Raw genomic sequence first — 18,465 nt, 5'->3', positions numbered from 1 at the left:
GAAAATACAGAAAAATTTCGTAATTATTTATAAAAGTCTGTTATAATAAACAAAAAATGAAAACGCTTTAAAGGGGGATGTAACCAATATGATGATGAATGTACCGCTAACAATTAGTTCTATGATGGAAAGAGCAGAAAAACTGTTTTCAAAGAAAGAAATTGTATCACGGACACATGATACAGTTACGACGTTAACGTATAAGCAGTTAGGTGAAAGGACGAGAAGGCTTTCTAGTGCGTTAAAAAAATTAGGAATTAAAGAAGGCGAGCGTATAGGAACGTTAGCATGGAATCATCATCGACATGTGGAAGCGTATTTTGCTATTCCTGGTATTGCTTCTGTTTTGCACACAATTAATATTCGTTTATCTCCTCAACATATTTCATACATTATTCAGCACGCAGAAGATCGCATTCTACTTATAGATGAAGATCTCGTACCACTCGTTGAAAATATTCAATCACAATTATCAACTGTACAAGCCTACATTATTATGACTGATAAAGATGAACTTCCAAATACTACGCTAGAACCTGTATATCATTATGAAAAGTTATTAGAAGAAGGCGATCCAAATTTCCAATTTGTAAAAGATATTGATGAAAATACACCTGCTGGTATGTGTTATACGTCAGCGACTACAGGAAACCCAAAAGGTGTTGTATATACGCATCGTAGTACTGTATTGCATTGTATGGCACTTGGTTTAGCGGATACAGCTGCTTTATCGGAAAGTGATGCGGCGATGGCAATTGTACCGATGTTCCATGTGAATGCTTGGGGACTTCCTTTTGCAGCTACTTGGTTTGGAACTAAACAAGTTCTGCCAGGACCGATGTTTACGCCAAAAATTTTATTAGAGATGATTCAAGCTGAAAAAGTAACGATAGCAGCAGGTGTGCCGACAATTTGGCTCGGTGTATTACAAGAGTTAGAAAATAATAGTTACGATTTATCTAGTATAACGAGAATATTATGCGGTGGTGCAGCTGCACCGAAAAGCGTTATTAAAGCATTTGAGCAAAAATATAATGTTCCTTTCGTACATGCATATGGTATGACTGAAACGAGTCCACTCGTAACGCTTGCACGTTTAAAAAGTTATGAAACAGAATTATCATATGAAGAGCAATTAGAAATCCGCTCCAAACAAGGATATCTTGTACCTGGTGTAGAGATGAAAGTAGTCGGTACAAATGGTGAAGTGAAGTGGGATGGTACGGAGATGGGAGAATTATGTTTACGAGCACCTTGGATCGCTGAAAGCTATTATAACGATGATCGTACTGTCGAAGGATTCCGTGACGGTTGGTTATATACTGGCGATGTCGTTACAGTTGATGAGGAAGGCTGCGTGAAAATTGTTGATCGTACGAAGGATGTTATTAAAAGCGGGGGCGAGTGGATTTCTTCAGTCGATCTTGAAAATGCTTTAATGGCACATGATGCTATATTTGAAGCGGCTGTCGTTGCAATTCCTCATCCGCAGTGGCAAGAACGCCCAGTTGCCTGCGTTGTTCAAAAGAAAAATAGTACGGTTACAAAAGAAGAAATATATGAGTTTTTAAAACCGCAGTTTGCGAAGTGGTGGTTACCAGATGATATTGTATTTATGGAAGAAATACCGAAAACATCTGTTGGAAAGTTTTTGAAACAGGCACTTCGAAAAGAACTTGAGCATTTGTATAAAGAGAAATAACAGAATTGTCATTTGTAAACTTATATTAATTTATGGTTGACAAAAGAAAAATAGGAAGATAATATAACTCCTATAATATGTTATCTAAAAACGACTTTAAGTTTACAAATAGGAGAAGCAAATATGAATACAAAAAATTTAGTTTTCGTCGCTTTATTTAGTTCTATTATGGGAGTGTTAGGGTTAATACCTCCAATTGCTCTTTCTATCACACCAGTTCCGATTACATTACAATCACTTGGTGTTATGCTTGCAGGTGGCCTGTTAGGATCACGTCTTGGGGCATTAAGTCAGCTCGTTTTCTTACTTATAGTTGGAGTTGGAGCACCATTACTTGCGGGTGGACGTGGGGGTCCAGGTGTATTTGTTGGACCAAGTGCAGGATATTTACTTGGTTATATCGTTGGAGCGTTTGTAATTGGATATTTAATTGAGCGTTTACGTGAAGTTTCTATTATAAAAGTATTATGTATTAATATAATTGGTGGTATTTTCGTAGTTTACGTATTTGGCATTACTGTACAAGCTTTCTTAATGGATGTTTCTGTATGGGAGACAATGAAAGTGAGTGCTGTGTTTTTACCAGGGGATTGCATAAAAGCAATTATTGCAGCAATTCTCGTGACAAAATTACATCGTTCATTGAAACACATTATTACGCCCGCTTTAAAGAATGGAAAATATACAAATGCGGGATGATAAAGAGAAGAAACACGTTCATTACGTGTTTCTTTTTGTTATTTTGTAAAGAAAGGACGTCTCAAATGGGGATTATAAAAGAATATAAAAAGCATGCCTCTTTACAACCGAATAAAATAGCGATAAAGGAAAACGATAGAGCTTTAACATATAAAGAGTGGTTTGAATCAGTTTGTAAAGTAGCAAACTGGTTGCGCGTAACAGAATCGAAGAATAAAACAATAGCAATTGTATTAGAAAATCGTATGGAGTTTTTACAACTATTTGCGGGTGCTGCTATGGCTGGGTGGGTTTGTGTACCATTAGATGTGAAATGGAAAAAGGATGAGCTAAAAGAAAGACTAGCAATTAGTAATCCGGATATGGTTGTGACGGAACGGTATAAGTTAAATGATATTTCAGATGAAGAAGGAAGAGTACTTGCAATTGATGAATGGAAACAAAGAATAGAGAACCACCTTCCTACAGATTATCCTGGAGAAAATGTACAAAATGCCCCTTTTTATATGGGATTTACATCAGGATCGACTGGAAAAGCAAAAGCATTTTTGCGTGCACAACAATCGTGGGTTCATAGTTTTGATTGTAATGTACATGACTTTCATATGAGAAAGGAGGATTCTATTTTAATAGCTGGAACGCTCGTTCACTCTCTTTTCTTATACGGTGCAATAAGTGCATTATATGAAGGACAAACGGTGCACGTTATGAGAAAGTTTATTCCAGATCAAGTGTTGGATAAGTTAGAGACTGAAAATATTTCGGTCATGTATACAGTACCAACAATGCTGGAGTCTTTATATAAAGAAAATAGAATAATAGAAAATAAGATAAAAATTATTTCGTCAGGAGCAAAATGGGAAGCTGAAGCGAAAGAAAAAATAAAGAGTATATTTCCTTATGCAAAAAAATACGAATTTTACGGTGCATCGGAACTAAGTTTTGTAACAGCATTAGTCGATGATGAGAGTGAAAAAAAGCCAAATTCAGTAGGGAAACCGTGTCACAATGTGCAAGTTCGAATATGTAATGAAGCAGGAGAAGAAGTACAGCTAGGTGAGATAGGAACAGTTTATGTGAAAAGTGATCAGTTTTTTATGGGATACATATTAGATGGTGTTTTAGTTCCAGAGCTAACTGAAGAGGGCTGGATGACAGTGCATGATGTAGGTTATAAAGATGAGGAAGGGTTTATATATATAGTTGGTAGAGAGAAAAATATGATTCTATTTGGTGGAATTAATATTTATCCAGAAGAGATAGAAAGTGTGTTATATACGCATCAAGCTGTTGAAGAAATTGTTGTTGTTGGTGTAAAAGATAGTTATTGGGGTGAAAAGCCTGTCGCTATCGTAAAAGGAAGTGCTACGAAGCAACAATTAAAGAGCTTTTGCTTACAGAGATTATCCTCTTTTAAAATACCGAAAGAATGGTATTTTGTAGATGAAATACCTTATACAAATAGCGGGAAAGTAGCCCGCATTGCAGCCGAAAGTATAGTTAGAAATCAGGAGAAGATACATGAATAGAGCAGTTATTGTAGAGGCGAAAAGAACGCCCATTGGTAAGAAGAATGGGATATTGAAAGACTATGAAGTTCAGCAATTAGCAGCGCCACTTCTTTCATTTCTAGGTAAAGGAATTGAGAGGGAAATAGACGATGTTATATTAGGGAATGTTGTTGGACCAGGGGGGAATATTGCAAGATTATCTGTTTTAGAAGCAGGACTTAGTTATCATATTCCTGGTGTAACAATTGATCGGCAATGTGGTGCTGGTTTAGAAGCGATTCGTACCGCGTGTCATCTCATTCAAGGTGGGGCAGGTAACTGTTATATCGCCGGGGGAGCAGAGAGTACAAGTACGTCACCTTTTCAAAAGAGGGCACGATTTTCACCTGAAGCAATTGGTGATCCTGATATGGGAGTAGCGGCTGAATTTGTTGCAGAGCGTTATAACATAACGAGAGAAATGCAAGATGAGTACGCTTGCTTAAGTTATAAGCGGACGCTACAAGCATTAGAAAATGGATATATACAAGATGAAATATTGTCACTTAATGGATTACTAGATGAAGCTATAAAGCGAGAAATGCAGTATGAAAGAATGATTAAGAGAACAAAACCTGCATTTTTACAAAATGGAACGGTGACAGCAGGGAATTCGTGTGGTGTTAATGATGGGGCGTGTGCTGTACTTGTAATGGAAGAAGGGCAAGCTCGAAAATTAGGATATAAGCCTGTCCTTCGCTTTGTTCGCAGTGCTGTAGTTGGAGTGGATCCAACTCTTCCAGGGACTGGTCCGATATTTGCGGTGAAAAAAATATTAAATAAAATGAATGTAAAAGTAGAGGATATTGATTATTTCGAAATAAATGAAGCATTTGCTTCGAAAGTTGTTGCTTGTGCAAAGGAATTACAAATCCCGTACGAAAAATTAAATGTAAATGGTGGTGCAATTGCACTCGGTCATCCGTATGGTGCATCTGGCGCTATGCTTGTGACACGTTTGTTTTATCAGGCAAAAAGAGATTCTATGAAATATGGAATGGCGACATTAGGAATTGGGGGCGGAATAGGACTTGCTCTATTATTTGAGAAAGTAGAAGACTAGCAAGATAACTAGTTTTCTACTTTTTGAGGAATATAAGCATTGCTACCAGGTTTTACTTTTATTTCGTTCCAAGCAGCGATAACGTCAGCTTTTGATTTTCCTTTGTTATTTGGATCTTCAAAAAAATCGCGAGTAAAACGATTGTATTCAAACTGTGTACCAATAGTTGTTTTATACGTAGGGTCTTTTTTACGTTCGTTTTCCTCATACCAAAACGTTATAGCGTCTTCATATGTTTTTCCGATATTTTCTTTAAAAAACTTTTGAAGAGCTACTGTAAAGCGGAAGTTTTCTCCAATTTTTTCTTTAAAAAAAGCACGTACATCTTCGCTACATCGATGATTTTCAGTGATAATCGTTTGCAGGGAAAGATCTTTATTGGATAGGGAAGCTTTACTCACCTTTTGATGAGAACTGTTTTTTAATACTTTACCTGTAGTTAAATAATGTGAGATACGACCGCTTATTTCGATCTTAGAGCCACTAGCTGGTAAATCATACTCACGACAAAATATTTGTAGTTCAGCTTTCAACCAATAATAGTTTTGGAAATCTTCAAGAGATATAGACTTTGTTAAAGGTGGACGCATGAATGTAACAACTTCTTTCTTCCATAATTTTCTTTAATTATAAAACGTACGTTCTTTTTGTGGAAGGATTAATTTGTAAATGTAATAGGAAGAGGAGATTACATATGGAAAATGTAATGCAAGTTCGTGTTACTGGAATTTTAATTGAAGATGAAAAGGTATTGCTAGTAAAGCAAAAAGTTGCTAATCGGGATTGGTCTTTACCTGGGGGAAGGGTAGAGAATGGTGAAACGTTAGAAGAAGCGATGATTCGAGAAATGAAAGAAGAAACGGGATTAGATGTTAAGGTTAAGAATTTATTGTATGTTTGTGATAAACCAGATGCTCTCCCGTCTTTATTACATATTACATTTCTGCTTGAAAGGATTGAAGGTGAAATCACTTTACCTTCTAACGAGTTTGATCATAATCCAATTCAGGATGTACAAATGGTGCGAATAGAAGAATTAAGTAGTTATGGTTTCTCTGAGAAATTTACTAAACTTGCATCTGAAAAATTTCCGAATGCAGGAAGTTACCAAGGTTTAAAACAAAATATTGGCTTGTAAATATAAACTACTTTGAATATTGCTTTTTTCGGTAAATCGATATTTCTTATCGAATCGTCGATATATGGTAAGTTATGATTGATAAAGTTAAAATGTCGTTCCTGAAATTTCATTTACCGTATTACTATGTATGAAGCAAAAAATAAGGAGATGTCCCTAGTTTGAAATTTCGCTAGACGACATCTCCTTAAGAAATGTTTTACACTGCAGATTGTAAAGAAGAAATAAGCTGATGTAAAAACTCATCTCCGCTCATAATCGCTTTCCCACCACCGCGAGCGCTCTTTTTATTTCCGCCACCTTTTCCTTCAATTGCAGGAAGTGCATCTTTTAAAAGAGCATTCATATCGAGCGTTACTGTTTTTCCACAAGCGAGGATGCATTGTAGTTTGTCATCATTTTCAATGATGAAATACGTAATTGCATGCTCTTGTTGTTCTGTAATGATAGCAGATAGTTTGGCAACTTCTTGCATAGAACGATTTGTAAATACTTTAGAAATAAGTAATCCGGCATGTATTTCTGCAGGCTGTTGTAATAGTTCATTTGCCTCTGCAAATAATAATTTTTCATTCATTGTTTGTATCGCTTTTTCGTTTTCTTTTTGAGAGATAAGAAGTTGTGCTACTTTTGCTGGAATATCAGTTTCGCTACTATTTAATTGTTTAGAAACATCTTTCATAATTTGTTGCTGTTGTCCCATTAATTTCAGTGTGCGCCAGCCAGCGATAAACGTTAATCGTATACCACCTTTATTGCGCTCCCAATTAAGTACTTGAATAAGACCTACTTCACCTGTACGTCTCGGATGAGTTCCACCACAGCCGTTATAATCAAAGTTTTCGATAATAACAACGCGTATATTTTCTGTTAAAGTCGTTTCTTTACGAAGAGGTAACGTTTTCGCTTCCTCTAAGTTCATCCACTGAATACGGATTGGGTGGTTTTCAAAAACAATATTGTTGGCAATTTGCACTGCTTTTTCAATCGTTTCTGCAGGAAGATTTTCTGTTTCTAAATCAATTGTCACCGTTTCTTTTCCAAGGTGGAATCCGATAGTGGGTATATTAAAATGATCCCAAAAAGCAGCAGATAAAATGTGCTGAGCTGCATGTTGCTGCATATGATCAAAACGGCGCTCCCAATTAATTTTACCTTCTACTTCCTCTGCTTCTAATTGTTCTGCAATGAAGTGGCGGATTTCTCCATTTACTTCTTCAACATTAGTGACTAAGGTACCATTTAGTGTGCCAGTATCATATGGTTGTCCACCGCCTGTTGGATAAAATGCCGTTTCATTTAAAACAACATATAAGTTACCTTCTTTATCATAATCTTGCTTTATAATTTTCGTAGTAAAGTCTTTCGTATAAGCGTCGATGTAATATAATTTTTGCCCCAATTTTCTTTCCCCTTTCGTATTCACTAGTTTCATTGTAAAACAATTGAAATAAGTTTCCTAATATTTCAGAAGAAAGAAACTATTTTTGGAATTTTCTTGCTATAATAAGAAAAAGAAAATGCGGGGGTGGAATGAAATGCTATATGAAAACGGCGTAGATAAACTGCTTAGTTTAAACAGAAATATTTCTGAATTATACCGAGAATTAAATGAAATGACCCGGATTTTAACGGAGTGTAATCGAGAAAGCGTGAAATTTGATCGGTTATATGTAAAAGAGTTACTGTGGAAAAAAGAAGATGTGATAGAGAAGTATGATCAATTACTTGTGCAGCTTTGTATGAATGAATGCTTTGATTTAAAAAGTGTAATTACTGGCGAATATAAGTATACATATGAAGAAGTAGAAAGTATTGTTTTACAATTTAATGAAAAGTATAACGTAGCAATTTTAATTAAAGATATTTGTAAAGAATTACAGTTTACATATGGCATTGATATGGACATATCGAGAGCGGCTCGGGTGCAAACATCTCAAGTATAAAAAGGAAAAAGAAAGCAGATCCTTTGCTTTCTTTTTTTATGTAAGAAAAGGGAGAGTAGGTTTAAAGATGAAGGGGAAGTTACAAAATATTCATCCACTTGGCATGACAATTATAATAGGGACATTATTTGCGAGGTTTGCAACTTCAATGAGTATTCCTTTTTTAGCAATTTATTTAACAACTGTTAAAGATGTTTCAGCTGGAATGACGGGTGCTATTATTGGAACGAGTGCGCTTGTTGGAGTGTTTGCTAGTTTTATTGGGGGCAATTTATCGGATCGATTTGGTCGGAAGATGATTATAATATGGTCCATGATTGTTTGGGTGTTTGTATTTATCGGATTTTCAGTTGCAGATCATGTTTTGAGTTTCTTTTTATTAAACGCTTTGAATGGATTATGTCGTTCTTTTTTTGAACCGACATCAAGAGCGTTATTATCAGATTTAACAAAGCCAGAGTATCGGTTACTCGTCTATAACTTACGATATGGTGCAATAAATGTTGGGGTTGCGATTGGACCAATTGTTGGATTACAGCTCGGAAGTGCAAAATCAACAATTCCTTTTTTAGTAGCCGCTGGAGTTTACATTCTATATACAGCTATATTAGCACTGCAATTTAAGAAATATCCACTTAATAAAAAGAAAATGAATACAGAAAATCCTGTTACAATGCTAAATGCAATTCGTATATTGCGAAAGGATGTAGTATTTTTAGTTGCGTTAGTCGGTATTATTTTGAGTAATAGTGGTTTTTCACATTTAACGACGACAGTATCTCAATATTTTGCTAATGCACATATATTTCAGGATGGGGTAAAGTTGTTCTCATATATGCTAGCTTTAAATGCAATTGTAGTAGTGGTTATTCAATACCCTGTCATTCAAATGTGTAAAAAGTATACACCGTTAGCATCAATTATGGTTGGAACGTTATTTGTGAGTGGGGGATTATTTGGATTTGGACTAGTAGAATCTATGTTAGGAGCAGCTATTTGTACCATTATTTTCACATTTGGAGAAGTTTTAATGTTTTCAATGACAGATGTATTTATTGATGAGATCGCTGATTCCAACCTGAAAGGAACATACTTCGGAGCGATGGGCTTTTCAGGAATTGGAGGAGTAATTGGTCCTTGGTTTGGGGGAGTACTACTCGATTATTACGGGTATCAAAATGGGTTTGTAGTATTTTTAGCGCTAGCCCTATTTTCAACTGTAGCATTTCCTGTACTTTTAGTTACAAAAGGTTTATTGAAAAAAAGGTACGATAGAAATTATAATATAGAAATACAAGTGAAATAAAATAAGCCCCAGCAACTTGCTGGGGCTTATTTTTGTATTTACGTTAACTCTCAATTTGAAAAAAGAACCTTCTTTTCATGCTTATTGGCAACTTCATTTTTGGAAATATGAATGGCTAAAAATCCATTCTCTAAGCAGGCTAGCATCTTCTTATAAATGATAGTAGTAGGTAAAGGGATTGTTCGCTGTAAAGAAGTATTTTTATGAAGTATGCATATATTTAGGCCTGTCTCCATCTTTTTAATGCGTACATTTTGTTCAGTCACATTTGGTACATCTGTTTCCAAAATGTATTCTTCCTCTGTTTCACAAAGATCGATATGAATTTCATTTGGAAAACTAAAGTTGCTACAAGAATCAGAACAAAATTGATCCATCCATTCTTCGAAACCATCAACATGAAAAAGACAATCCTTCTTTTTCTTGCCCATGTAAGACACCCTCCGTAAAATATCAATTCATATCATGTTATGCATGAATGAAATAGAGGTGAAGAATAAATGGCAAAATATAAACATTTTATGTCGAATATACACAGTATGTGAATATTTTCTTATTACATATCATGATGCGTATGGTTTTTTTGGCGTGAATGGTTACGATTTTTTACTTTATGAGATCCGCTTAATGGTTCAGGTTGTCCTTTTTTTTCTTTCGATTCACGATTGTTTTTTCCCATTGTATGTGACACCTCCTCTTTCTATTTAGAATGAGAGAAGTTTGTAAATTTATACGAGAATGTTTTTAGAAAAAAGGGTAAAGATAAATGGGACTAACTATTATGGAAAGGGGATTGTATAATGCCATATCATAAAGATAAGCAACAAGCTTTTCAAGCAGCGCAGCAAGGGGTTACACAAGCAGAAAATTCATTTAACAATATCGTGAAAAATGATCCGAACTACGGTCATGATTTAAAAGAGTTACGTCAAGAGGTTCAGGAAGCGTATGAACAAATTCAAAATGCACTAGAAGTAGCTTCGGAAACACAACGTCCACAACTTGAGCAATACGAAAATAATCTCCAAAATATTATGCGAAATGTAGATCAACTAGAAAAGTAAAAGAGGTTGTTGCGTATTCGACAACCTTATTACTTTAACGAACGCTATGTTAAAACAGAAGGTTTTTCTATTAGTTTTTTCTTTACTCTGCGCAGTACATATATTTCAAGTGGAAAAAGTGGAAGCGAAAATGTTGCTTAGAAAAGAGCTAGAACCAACTGGCTATGTAACGTGGGAAGTACCTAATAATGAAAAAATTATCGCAATTACATTTGACGATGGACCTGATCCAACTTATACACCACAAATATTAAATTTATTACGTCAATATAAAGCAGAAGCGACTTTTTTTATGATTGGATTCCGTGTGCAGCGTAATCCATATTTAGTAAAGCAAGTGTTAAAAGAGGGGCATGAAATTGGAAATCATACGATGAATCATTTGTATGCGAGTAATTCATCTGATGAAAAATTAGAAAATGATATTTTGGATGGAAAGAAATACTTTAAAAAATGGGTGAAAGAACCTTTGTTGTTCCGTCCTCCAGGCGGATATATTAACGATGCTGTATTTAAAACAGCTAAAGAAGCTGGTTATCAAACTGTTCTATGGTCGTGGCATCAAGACCCTCGTGATTGGGCGAATCCAGGTACTGAGTCCATTGTAAATCATGTTGTGAAACATGCTAAAAGTGGAGATATTGTACTGTTGCACGATGGAGGAAGTGATCGTAGTCAAACAGTGGCAGCGTTATCGAAAATTTTACCTGAGCTTAAAAAGCAAGGATATCGATTTGTAACGGTTTCGGAGTTATTACGTTATAAACATTAGAAAAAAACCAAAAGGCAGACATACCTTTTGGTTTTTTTGTTACTGATTCTTTTTACGTTTCTTATTATTTTGTCGCTCTGCTGGAGTTAACGCCTCATTTGAAAACTCTTCGTTATAACCAGCACCTTGTCCTTGTGCGGATGCAACATTCATTCCTGAAATAGTATGATTTGCTTTTCGTTTACTCATTTTTCTCACCTCTATAATGTTTTTTTATAGATAAAACATGAGTTGTTCATAACATATATGAACGTAAAGTAAAGCGCTGAAAGAGTACTTTACTTTATGGTAATAGTATTCATAAGGAGCATGAACACTATTCAAATTTAGAAATATAAAGAAAACTTATGATAATCCATAAGTTTCTTATTATTTACTTATTTAGAAAGTTGTAATAAGATATTATCGTAAGGTATTGAAAAGTTTGTCTACATTTTATATTCAGACAACTTAGTCACGTTTAACAGGGGGGAAACATAATGGTCAAACATAATCCATTTCAATCACGCGCAACTTTCGAAGTAGATGGAAAAACGTATCATTATTATCAATTGAAAGCGCTTGAAAAAGCAGGGGTTGGCAACGTATCTCAATTACCATATTCCGTGAAAGTTTTACTTGAATCTGTACTTCGTCAAGTAGACGGACGCGTAATTACAGAAGAACATGTTACAAATTTAGCGAAATGGGGAACGAAAGATGTTCAAGATATCGATGTTCCATTTAAACCATCTCGTGTAATTTTACAAGACTTCACAGGTGTTCCAGCTGTTGTAGATTTGGCTTCGCTTCGTAAAGCAATGGCAGACATGGGCGGAGATCCTGATAAAATTAATCCAGAAATTACTGTAGACCTTGTAATTGATCACTCTGTACAGGTTGATAGAGCGGGTACGGCAGATGCGCTTGCATTCAACATGGACTTAGAGTTTAAACGTAATGAAGAACGTTATAAATTTTTAAGCTGGGCACAAAAATCATTTGATAACTATCGTGCAGTTCCACCAGCAACAGGTATCGTACACCAAGTAAACCTTGAATATTTAGCACCAGTTGTTCACGCGGTGAAAAATGCTGAAGGCGATTTAGTTGCATACCCAGATTCATTAGTTGGAACAGACTCACATACAACGATGATTAACGGTATCGGCGTTCTTGGATGGGGCGTTGGTGGTATTGAAGCAGAAGCAGGAATGCTTGGACAGCCTTCATACTTCCCAGTACCTGAAGTAATCGGTGTGAAATTAACTGGCACACTTCCAAGTGGTACTACAGCAACTGATGTTGCATTAAAAGTAACACAAGTATTACGTCAAAAAGGTGTAGTTGGTAAATTCGTTGAGTTCTTCGGTGATGGACTAAAGAGCATGCCTTTAGCTGACCGTGCAACAATTTCAAACATGGCACCAGAATACGGTGCAACTTGTGGATTCTTCCCAATTGACGATATTTCATTAGAATACTTACGTTTAACAGGTAGAGATGAAGAACAAATTCGCGTTGTTGAAGAATATTGTAAAGCGAACGGCTTATTCTATACAGCGGGCAGCAAAGATCCAATTTACACTGATCTTGTTGAAATTGATTTAAATACAATTGAATCTAACCTTTCTGGACCGAAACGCCCACAAGATTTAATTCCACTTTCAGATATGAAAGATGCGTTCCACAAAGCTGTTGTAGCACCAGTTGGAACACAAGGACTTGGATTTAATGCGCAAGAGTTCGATAAAGAAGTGAAGGTTACATTAGAAGATAAAGAAGTAACGATGAAAACAGGTGCAATTGCAATCGCTGCAATTACAAGCTGTACAAATACATCAAACCCATACGTATTAATTGGGGCAGGTCTAGTTGCGAAGAAAGCAATTGAAAAAGGGCTTGTAGTACCTGAGTACGTAAAAACATCATTAGCACCAGGATCTAAAGTTGTTACTGAGTACTTAGATAAATCAGGTTTAACAACATATTTAGATCAATTAGGTTTCCAAACAGTTGGTTACGGCTGTACGACTTGTATCGGTAACTCTGGTCCACTAGCAGAGGAATTAGAAGAAGCAATTGCAGCAAACGATTTATTAGTAACATCTGTTTTATCTGGTAACCGTAACTTTGAAGGTCGTATTCACCCGCTTGTAAAAGCAAACTATTTAGCATCACCACCACTTGTTGTGGCATATGCACTTGCAGGTACTGTTGATATTGACCTGAAAAATGATCAAATTGGTAAAGATGCAAATGGCAATGCTGTATACTTCAATGATATTTGGCCATCAGCTAAAGAAATTGAAGATGTAGTTCAAAGTGTTGTTACATCTGAACTGTTCAAGAAAGAATATGCACAAGTATTTAATAGCAATGAGCGTTGGAATGAAATCCAAACTTCAAATGAAGCTTTATATACTTGGGATAATGATTCAACATACATTCAAAACCCACCATTCTTTGAAGGATTATCTAAAGAACCAGGTGAAGTTGAAACATTATCAGGTTTACGCATTGTTGGTAAATTTGGAGATTCTGTAACGACAGACCATATTTCACCAGCAGGTTCAATTGGTAAGCACACACCAGCTGGACGCTACTTATTAGAAAATGGCGTACAACCAGTTGACTTTAACTCTTACGGTTCTCGTCGTGGTAACCATGAAGTTATGATGCGTGGTACATTCGCGAACATCCGTATTAAAAACCAAATCGCACCAGGAACAGAAGGCGGATATACAACATATTGGCCAACTGGTGAAGTAACATCTATCTATGATGCTGCTATGAAATATAAAGAAGATGGCACAGGCCTTCTAGTTGTTGCTGGTAAAGATTACGGTATGGGAAGTTCTCGTGACTGGGCTGCGAAAGGTACAAACTTATTAGGTATTAAAGCAGTAATCGCAGAAAGCTTCGAGCGTATTCACCGTAGTAACTTAGTGTTAATGGGTGTGTTACCACTTCAATTTAAAGATGGCGAAAGCGCTGAAACGTTAGGTCTTGTTGGTAACGAGTCATTTGAAATTCAAATTGACAAAACAGTTAGACCACGCGATCTTGTAAAAGTAGTTGCAACTGATGCAGATGGCAACGAAAAACAATTTGAAGTAGTAGCTCGTTTCGATAGTGAAGTTGAAATTGACTACTACCGTCACGGTGGTATCTTACAAATGGTTCTTCGTGAGAAAATTGAAGAATCTAAAGTGTCGAACTAAATAATTGAAATGAACGAGAAGGAAGCTAACAACTGTTAGCTTCCTTATTTTATGGAAAGGGATGAAACCATTTGGTTTCATCCCTTTCTTTTTACTTTACAAAATGGAGGAAAGGTCATGAAAGAATATAAAAGAATATTGTTACCGTTACAGAAAGAAAAAATGTTAGTAATAGCAGCTATATGCAGTGGATTCTTCGCAGCTATTTTAAACTTATCCCGTCCACTATTCATGGGATTAATTGTAGATAATCTTATTCAACGAGAGTTAAAGGAGGCGTACCTTTACATTACTTTGTTTGCAGTTAGTCGCTTGTTGATATGGGTGAACAATCTTTCATTTGATTGTGTAAGCTCCAAAGCAAGTCAACGAATATTGCGAAAGAAGCGTATAGATGTATTGCGTCATTTTTTCTTATTACCATTTAAAGAGAGTGAGAAGATTAAGCAAGGAGAGTTAGAGACGCTAGTTGTGTCTGATATTCCGAATTGGGTCAGATTATATGGTTCTATATTAATAGAATATATACACGCTATTGCGCAATTTATAGGTGCGTTCATAGCACTACAACATATAGATATGAAGTTTATATTGTGGGTAACTCCGTTTTTATTTTTTAGTGCAATGGTTCCGATGTTGATGGGGAAAAAGGTCAGGAATATCGCAAGCATCGCTCAAAACAATCAATCAAGTGTTGTAGAGATGGTGTCGCAGTTTGTAAAAGGCGTACAAGATTTACGTAGTTTGCAAAAAGAAAAGTGGGCCATTCGCTTATTTAAGGGAGTAACAGCACAATCCTATAAAACAGAAGTAAAGAAGACGATGACGCAACACTGTATTGGAGTGGTTGGAACAGTGATTGAAACAGGGGCATATATCGTTGTTCTCATTATAGGCGCGCAGAAAATAATGAAGGGGGAAATGGAAGTTGGCGCACTTGTTACCGTGTTAGCTACAATTGAAATGCTCTTTTTTCCAGTTCGTTACGTTGGCGATTTATTAATGATGACACAAGTTGCAGCTGCTTCGGCAAATAGAGTTTTTTCTTTTTTAGATAAACGAGGGGCAGATAGTAAGGTAGAAAGAGCGATGGGGATGAAGATAACAAATGTTTCATTTCAGGAAAGTGATGGAGAGAAATGCAGAATTCATAATATTGATTTGCAAATTCACCCTGGTGAACTCGTTATTATTGTGGGAGAAAGTGGCGCAGGAAAGACGACGCTTTTAAAATTAATGACAGGTTTGTATAAACCATCTAACGGTAGCATTGTTTATTATGGTAATGAGGCTCGTATGACTACAGTGTGGCAAGAACCTCGTTTCTTTCGGACGACAGTAAAAGAGAATGTGCATTTCGGAGAAGAGTATTTAGAAAATCAATTAGAAAAAAATATTGAACTTGTAAATGTGAAACCGATTATTAGAGATTTATCAGAAGGGATTGAAACTGTACTACATAAAAGCGGTGTAGAATTTTCTGGAGGGGAAAGAAAACGTCTTGCATTATTACGTGCCATTGTTTCAAATCCTAATCTTATTATTTTAGATGAACCAACTGCGGGATTAGATCCAAGCAACCAAGAAACTGTTTGGAATATGATAGAAGGATTAGGAAGAGAGGTCACGAGAATTGTGGCAACACATGATGTAGAGAAAGCGATATTAGCAGATCGTGTTGTCATAATGAAAGAAGGACGTATTGTTGCATGTGGAAGTCCTGAAAAATTAATAAATAGTCATTCGTTTTTACAAAGATATGAATAAAGATAAGAGCAATGCCCTTATCTTTATTCAGCGTCATTTATTTGATACTCGATAGATTCGGAGTGATTTAGATCAACGTTAAAAGTAGCAGTCATAAGGAAAGTTGTAATTCCAAGGATTACGAAAAGGACGAATGAGACTAGAGAGATGTAGAGACAAATACGCCCTACTTTCTTTTTTTTAAGATCTTTACTAAAGAGTGAAATGATCCATGTAATAATGCCGATTGGGTATAAAAGAAAACTAAGAATATATAATGTTATTTTTTCGAATGAATTCATAAACAATCCCCCTTTTGTTGAAGGTTATATAACTACGAGAGTAAATAGGTAAGTGGGTCAATAAGAAGATAAAATACCTCATCTGTTTTTCTAATTATATGATAAAAAGGAAAAAAACTCACTTTAAATGAGAATATTCTAATTATTTTGACTGTGAATATTTCCAAGCTCGTCCGTATAAGCTAAAATAAGGTATATAGTATTTTGATGAATTTGTTAAAAGTACATAAACACGTTAGGGTGATATAAAATGTGGCGGAAGCTTACGATTATTGTAGTGTTACTTTGTTTAGCGGGATATGCAGCTTATGAACAGTTCGGTAATAAAGATCAGGCGGTACAAGGGAAGCAAGAAAAAAGTGAAGCTGCTATGAAAGAGATGATTGCAAGTAATGGTATTGAAGTAGGAAAGAGTGCACCCAACTTTGAATTAACTAAGTTAGATGGAACGAATGTAAAGCTATCGGATTTAAAAGGAAAGAAAGTTATTTTAAATTTTTGGGCAACGTGGTGTGGGCCTTGTCAGCAAGAAATGCCTGATATGGAGGCTTTCTATAAAGAACATAAAGAAAACGTAGAAATTTTAGCAATAAATTATACGCCTTCAGAAAAAGGTGGGGGAGAAGAAAAAGTAAGCAATTTTGCTAAGGAAAAAGGGATTACTTTTCCTATTTTATTGGACAAGAACATTGATGTGACAACAGCTTATAAAGTAATTACGATCCCAACTTCGTATTTTATAGATACGAAAGGCGTCATTCAGGATAAGTTCATTGGACCGATGACGCAAAAAGAGATGGAAAAACGAATTGCTAAATTAAAATAACGGTGAAAAGGTAGAGGTGGAGAGTTCCCATTTCTGCCTTTTCTTTTTCAAGTAGTAATAACTTCATGATATGATGTAAGAAATATAAACGTTTAGAGATAAAGGAGTGTATGGAGTGGGGAATGTATCCTTACCGTTAGATTATGTTGTAATTGATTTTGAAACAACAGGATTTAACCCTTATAATGATAAAATTATTCAAGTTGCAGCTGTGAAATATCGTAATCATGAACTGGTAGATCAATTTGTTTCATACGTGAATCCAGAGCGTCCGATTCCGAGCCGAATTACGAGTTTAACAGGTATTACAAATTATCGTGTTTCAGATGCACCCACGATTGAAGAAGTTTTACCATTATTTTTAGCATTTTTACATACAAATGTTATTGTGGCTCATAATGCTTCTTTTGACATGCGCTTTTTGAAAAGTAATGTAAATATGCTTGGGTTTCCTGAACCTAAAAATAAGGTGATTGACACTGTGTTTTTAGCAAAAAAATATATGAAGCACGCACCTAATCATAAACTTGAGACGTTAAAGCGAATGCTTGGAATTCGTCTAAGTTCTCATAATGCATTTGACGACTGTATTACGTGTGCAGCTGTTTATCAAAAATGTACATCTATTGAAGAAAAAGGGAAACGAAAAGTAAATAAGGCTGTGCTTGATGAAACTGCGGTATACGAAGCGGTGAAAGAAATACTTGTCCGCAATAAACGCAATGTAGAATGGCTGCGTTGTATGAACGTAGGAAGTTATTTAGATATAAAAGCTTTTTATCCAGTTATGAGATTAAAAGTAAAAGGACGAAAGAAATACGTATTAACAGAAATAGTAGAAGATGATGTGAAAGAAATATGTACGAGCTTAATATGTGAACCAGCTCTAAAAAGTGAAGTTGGTAATACAAGAGTTATGCTTAATAGCTTAGTGGATGTCTTGAAATTAGAAAGTTATATTTTAGAACAGTATGATTTTGTATTACAAGCACTTGATGCGTATAGAGAAAAGGAAACGAATGCAGATGAGAAGCTGAAAGAGTATTTAAATGTTATGGTATAAAAAACGCTATGTACAATTTATTGTACATAGCGTTTTTTTAGGAGTACTAAAACATAAAATTTTCTTGCAAATCTGATTAAAGAGT

Annotated in this window: 19 protein-coding genes; 13 read left to right on the top strand and 6 right to left on the bottom strand. The window is 35.5% G+C overall.

Annotated features, from left to right (window positions below; all coding sequences use genetic code 11):
* Positions 1 to 88 precede the first annotated feature (88 nt).
* From JDS95_RS02185 to JDS95_RS02170, 4 genes are all read left to right on the top strand, one after another.
* Positions 89 to 1,702, top strand: coding sequence for a long-chain fatty acid--CoA ligase (locus tag JDS95_RS02185; protein WP_000980194.1), 1,614 nt, complete (start codon positions 89 to 91; stop codon positions 1,700 to 1,702).
* A gap of 123 nt (positions 1,703 to 1,825) precedes the next feature.
* Positions 1,826 to 2,401 (top strand): biotin transporter BioY, encoded by a 576-nt coding sequence (locus JDS95_RS02180; protein WP_001093347.1) that lies wholly within the window; start codon positions 1,826 to 1,828, stop codon positions 2,399 to 2,401.
* 65 nt (positions 2,402 to 2,466) lie between these two features.
* Positions 2,467 to 3,930: an acyl-CoA synthetase gene (locus tag JDS95_RS02175; protein ID WP_000511378.1), complete on the top strand. Its 1,464-nt coding sequence runs from the start codon at positions 2,467 to 2,469 to the stop codon at positions 3,928 to 3,930.
* A complete protein-coding gene (locus tag JDS95_RS02170) occupies positions 3,923 to 5,014 on the top strand; it encodes an acetyl-CoA C-acyltransferase (protein WP_001077968.1) in 1,092 nt (363 codons plus the stop codon). Before JDS95_RS02175 ends, JDS95_RS02170 begins: the two co-directional genes overlap by 8 nt.
* 8 nt (positions 5,015 to 5,022) lie before the next feature.
* Here JDS95_RS02170 and JDS95_RS02165 read toward each other — a convergent pair whose 3' ends face one another.
* On the bottom strand, positions 5,023 to 5,604 hold the full coding sequence (locus JDS95_RS02165) for a DUF6434 domain-containing protein (RefSeq protein ID WP_001247736.1): 582 nt from the start codon (positions 5,602 to 5,604) through the stop codon (positions 5,023 to 5,025).
* Between the two features lie 104 nt (positions 5,605 to 5,708).
* Between JDS95_RS02165 and JDS95_RS02160 the strand changes: the two genes are divergently transcribed.
* The gene (locus JDS95_RS02160) at positions 5,709 to 6,152 is read left to right on the top strand and encodes an NUDIX domain-containing protein (RefSeq protein WP_000432559.1); all 444 of its coding nucleotides are present in this window, start codon (positions 5,709 to 5,711) and stop codon (positions 6,150 to 6,152) included.
* A gap of 199 nt (positions 6,153 to 6,351) precedes the next feature.
* On the opposite strand, the gene JDS95_RS02155 is transcribed toward JDS95_RS02160, so the two are convergent.
* On the bottom strand, positions 6,352 to 7,554 hold the full coding sequence (locus tag JDS95_RS02155) for a serine-tRNA(Ala) deacylase AlaX (RefSeq protein ID WP_000529889.1): 1,203 nt from the start codon (positions 7,552 to 7,554) through the stop codon (positions 6,352 to 6,354).
* Positions 7,555 to 7,690: 136 nt separating this feature from the next.
* Here JDS95_RS02155 and JDS95_RS02150 point away from each other — a divergent pair, with 136 nt between their 5' ends.
* Complete coding sequence (locus JDS95_RS02150; protein ID WP_000965132.1) at positions 7,691 to 8,098, top strand: hypothetical protein; 408 nt, start codon at positions 7,691 to 7,693, stop codon at positions 8,096 to 8,098.
* A 67-nt stretch (positions 8,099 to 8,165) separates the two neighbouring features.
* Positions 8,166 to 9,404: an MDR family MFS transporter gene (locus JDS95_RS02145; protein WP_000676818.1), complete on the top strand. Its 1,239-nt coding sequence runs from the start codon at positions 8,166 to 8,168 to the stop codon at positions 9,402 to 9,404.
* Between the two features lie 50 nt (positions 9,405 to 9,454).
* On the opposite strand, the gene JDS95_RS02140 is transcribed toward JDS95_RS02145, so the two are convergent.
* Positions 9,455 to 9,835, bottom strand: coding sequence for an Hsp20/alpha crystallin family protein (locus JDS95_RS02140; protein ID WP_000516727.1), 381 nt, complete (start codon positions 9,833 to 9,835; stop codon positions 9,455 to 9,457).
* Between the two features lie 125 nt (positions 9,836 to 9,960).
* Complete coding sequence (locus tag JDS95_RS02135; protein WP_199690196.1) at positions 9,961 to 10,083, bottom strand: small acid-soluble spore protein P; 123 nt, start codon at positions 10,081 to 10,083, stop codon at positions 9,961 to 9,963.
* Between the two features lie 121 nt (positions 10,084 to 10,204).
* Here JDS95_RS02135 and JDS95_RS02130 point away from each other — a divergent pair, with 121 nt between their 5' ends.
* Positions 10,205 to 10,468, top strand: coding sequence for a hypothetical protein (locus JDS95_RS02130; protein ID WP_001146300.1), 264 nt, complete (start codon positions 10,205 to 10,207; stop codon positions 10,466 to 10,468).
* Positions 10,469 to 10,514: 46 nt separating this feature from the next.
* The gene (gene pdaB / locus JDS95_RS02125) at positions 10,515 to 11,240 is read left to right on the top strand and encodes a polysaccharide deacetylase family sporulation protein PdaB (RefSeq protein WP_134853377.1); all 726 of its coding nucleotides are present in this window, start codon (positions 10,515 to 10,517) and stop codon (positions 11,238 to 11,240) included.
* Positions 11,241 to 11,279: 39 nt separating this feature from the next.
* On the opposite strand, the gene sspO is transcribed toward pdaB, so the two are convergent.
* On the bottom strand, positions 11,280 to 11,429 hold the full coding sequence (gene sspO, locus JDS95_RS02120; protein ID WP_000044267.1) for a small acid-soluble spore protein O: 150 nt from the start codon (positions 11,427 to 11,429) through the stop codon (positions 11,280 to 11,282).
* Positions 11,430 to 11,719: 290 nt separating this feature from the next.
* Here sspO and acnA point away from each other — a divergent pair, with 290 nt between their 5' ends.
* Both acnA and JDS95_RS02110 read left to right on the top strand, forming a co-directional pair.
* Positions 11,720 to 14,443 (top strand): aconitate hydratase AcnA, encoded by a 2,724-nt coding sequence (gene acnA / locus JDS95_RS02115; RefSeq protein WP_199690195.1) that lies wholly within the window; start codon positions 11,720 to 11,722, stop codon positions 14,441 to 14,443.
* Positions 14,444 to 14,560: 117 nt separating this feature from the next.
* Positions 14,561 to 16,210: an ABC transporter ATP-binding protein gene (locus tag JDS95_RS02110; protein ID WP_000666379.1), complete on the top strand. Its 1,650-nt coding sequence runs from the start codon at positions 14,561 to 14,563 to the stop codon at positions 16,208 to 16,210.
* Between the two features lie 23 nt (positions 16,211 to 16,233).
* Here JDS95_RS02110 and JDS95_RS02105 read toward each other — a convergent pair whose 3' ends face one another.
* On the bottom strand, positions 16,234 to 16,491 hold the full coding sequence (locus JDS95_RS02105) for a hypothetical protein (protein ID WP_001083873.1): 258 nt from the start codon (positions 16,489 to 16,491) through the stop codon (positions 16,234 to 16,236).
* 250 nt (positions 16,492 to 16,741) lie between these two features.
* Between JDS95_RS02105 and JDS95_RS02100 the strand changes: the two genes are divergently transcribed.
* Both JDS95_RS02100 and JDS95_RS02095 read left to right on the top strand, forming a co-directional pair.
* Complete coding sequence (locus JDS95_RS02100) at positions 16,742 to 17,317, top strand: redoxin domain-containing protein (protein ID WP_000269081.1); 576 nt, start codon at positions 16,742 to 16,744, stop codon at positions 17,315 to 17,317.
* Between the two features lie 115 nt (positions 17,318 to 17,432).
* Complete coding sequence (locus JDS95_RS02095; RefSeq protein ID WP_000528770.1) at positions 17,433 to 18,380, top strand: 3'-5' exonuclease; 948 nt, start codon at positions 17,433 to 17,435, stop codon at positions 18,378 to 18,380.
* Positions 18,381 to 18,465: the final 85 nt, after the last annotated feature.

Source organism: Bacillus cereus group sp. N24 (assembly GCF_016483345.1).
Lineage (GTDB): Bacteria > Bacillota > Bacilli > Bacillales > Bacillaceae_G > Bacillus_A > Bacillus_A toyonensis.
The sequence above is the reverse complement of the archived record's forward strand: the minus strand, read 5'-3'. Positions and strand labels throughout refer to the sequence as shown.

Excerpts from the sequence above, each read along its gene's own strand:
- JDS95_RS02130 (WP_001146300.1), top strand. The coding sequence starts at position 10,205 with ATGCCATATCATAAAGATAAGCAACAAGCTTTTCAAGCAGCGCAGCAA.
- JDS95_RS02170 (WP_001077968.1), top strand. The coding sequence starts at position 3,923 with ATGAATAGAGCAGTTATTGTAGAGGCGAAAAGAACGCCCATTGGTAAG.
- pdaB (WP_134853377.1), top strand. The coding sequence starts at position 10,515 with ATGTTAAAACAGAAGGTTTTTCTATTAGTTTTTTCTTTACTCTGCGCA.
- sspO (WP_000044267.1), bottom strand. The coding sequence starts at position 11,429 with ATGAGTAAACGAAAAGCAAATCATACTATTTCAGGAATGAATGTTGCA.
- JDS95_RS02185 (WP_000980194.1), top strand. The coding sequence starts at position 89 with ATGATGATGAATGTACCGCTAACAATTAGTTCTATGATGGAAAGAGCA.
- JDS95_RS02150 (WP_000965132.1), top strand. The coding sequence starts at position 7,691 with ATGCTATATGAAAACGGCGTAGATAAACTGCTTAGTTTAAACAGAAAT.
- acnA (WP_199690195.1), top strand. The coding sequence starts at position 11,720 with ATGGTCAAACATAATCCATTTCAATCACGCGCAACTTTCGAAGTAGAT.
- JDS95_RS02175 (WP_000511378.1), top strand. The coding sequence starts at position 2,467 with ATGGGGATTATAAAAGAATATAAAAAGCATGCCTCTTTACAACCGAAT.
- JDS95_RS02165 (WP_001247736.1), bottom strand. The coding sequence starts at position 5,604 with ATGCGTCCACCTTTAACAAAGTCTATATCTCTTGAAGATTTCCAAAAC.
- JDS95_RS02160 (WP_000432559.1), top strand. The coding sequence starts at position 5,709 with ATGGAAAATGTAATGCAAGTTCGTGTTACTGGAATTTTAATTGAAGAT.
- JDS95_RS02145 (WP_000676818.1), top strand. The coding sequence starts at position 8,166 with ATGAAGGGGAAGTTACAAAATATTCATCCACTTGGCATGACAATTATA.
- JDS95_RS02100 (WP_000269081.1), top strand. The coding sequence starts at position 16,742 with ATGTGGCGGAAGCTTACGATTATTGTAGTGTTACTTTGTTTAGCGGGA.
- JDS95_RS02140 (WP_000516727.1), bottom strand. The coding sequence starts at position 9,835 with ATGGGCAAGAAAAAGAAGGATTGTCTTTTTCATGTTGATGGTTTCGAA.
- JDS95_RS02110 (WP_000666379.1), top strand. The coding sequence starts at position 14,561 with ATGAAAGAATATAAAAGAATATTGTTACCGTTACAGAAAGAAAAAATG.
- JDS95_RS02105 (WP_001083873.1), bottom strand. The coding sequence starts at position 16,491 with ATGAATTCATTCGAAAAAATAACATTATATATTCTTAGTTTTCTTTTA.
- JDS95_RS02135 (WP_199690196.1), bottom strand. The coding sequence starts at position 10,083 with ATGGGAAAAAACAATCGTGAATCGAAAGAAAAAAAAGGACAACCTGAA.
- JDS95_RS02180 (WP_001093347.1), top strand. The coding sequence starts at position 1,826 with ATGAATACAAAAAATTTAGTTTTCGTCGCTTTATTTAGTTCTATTATG.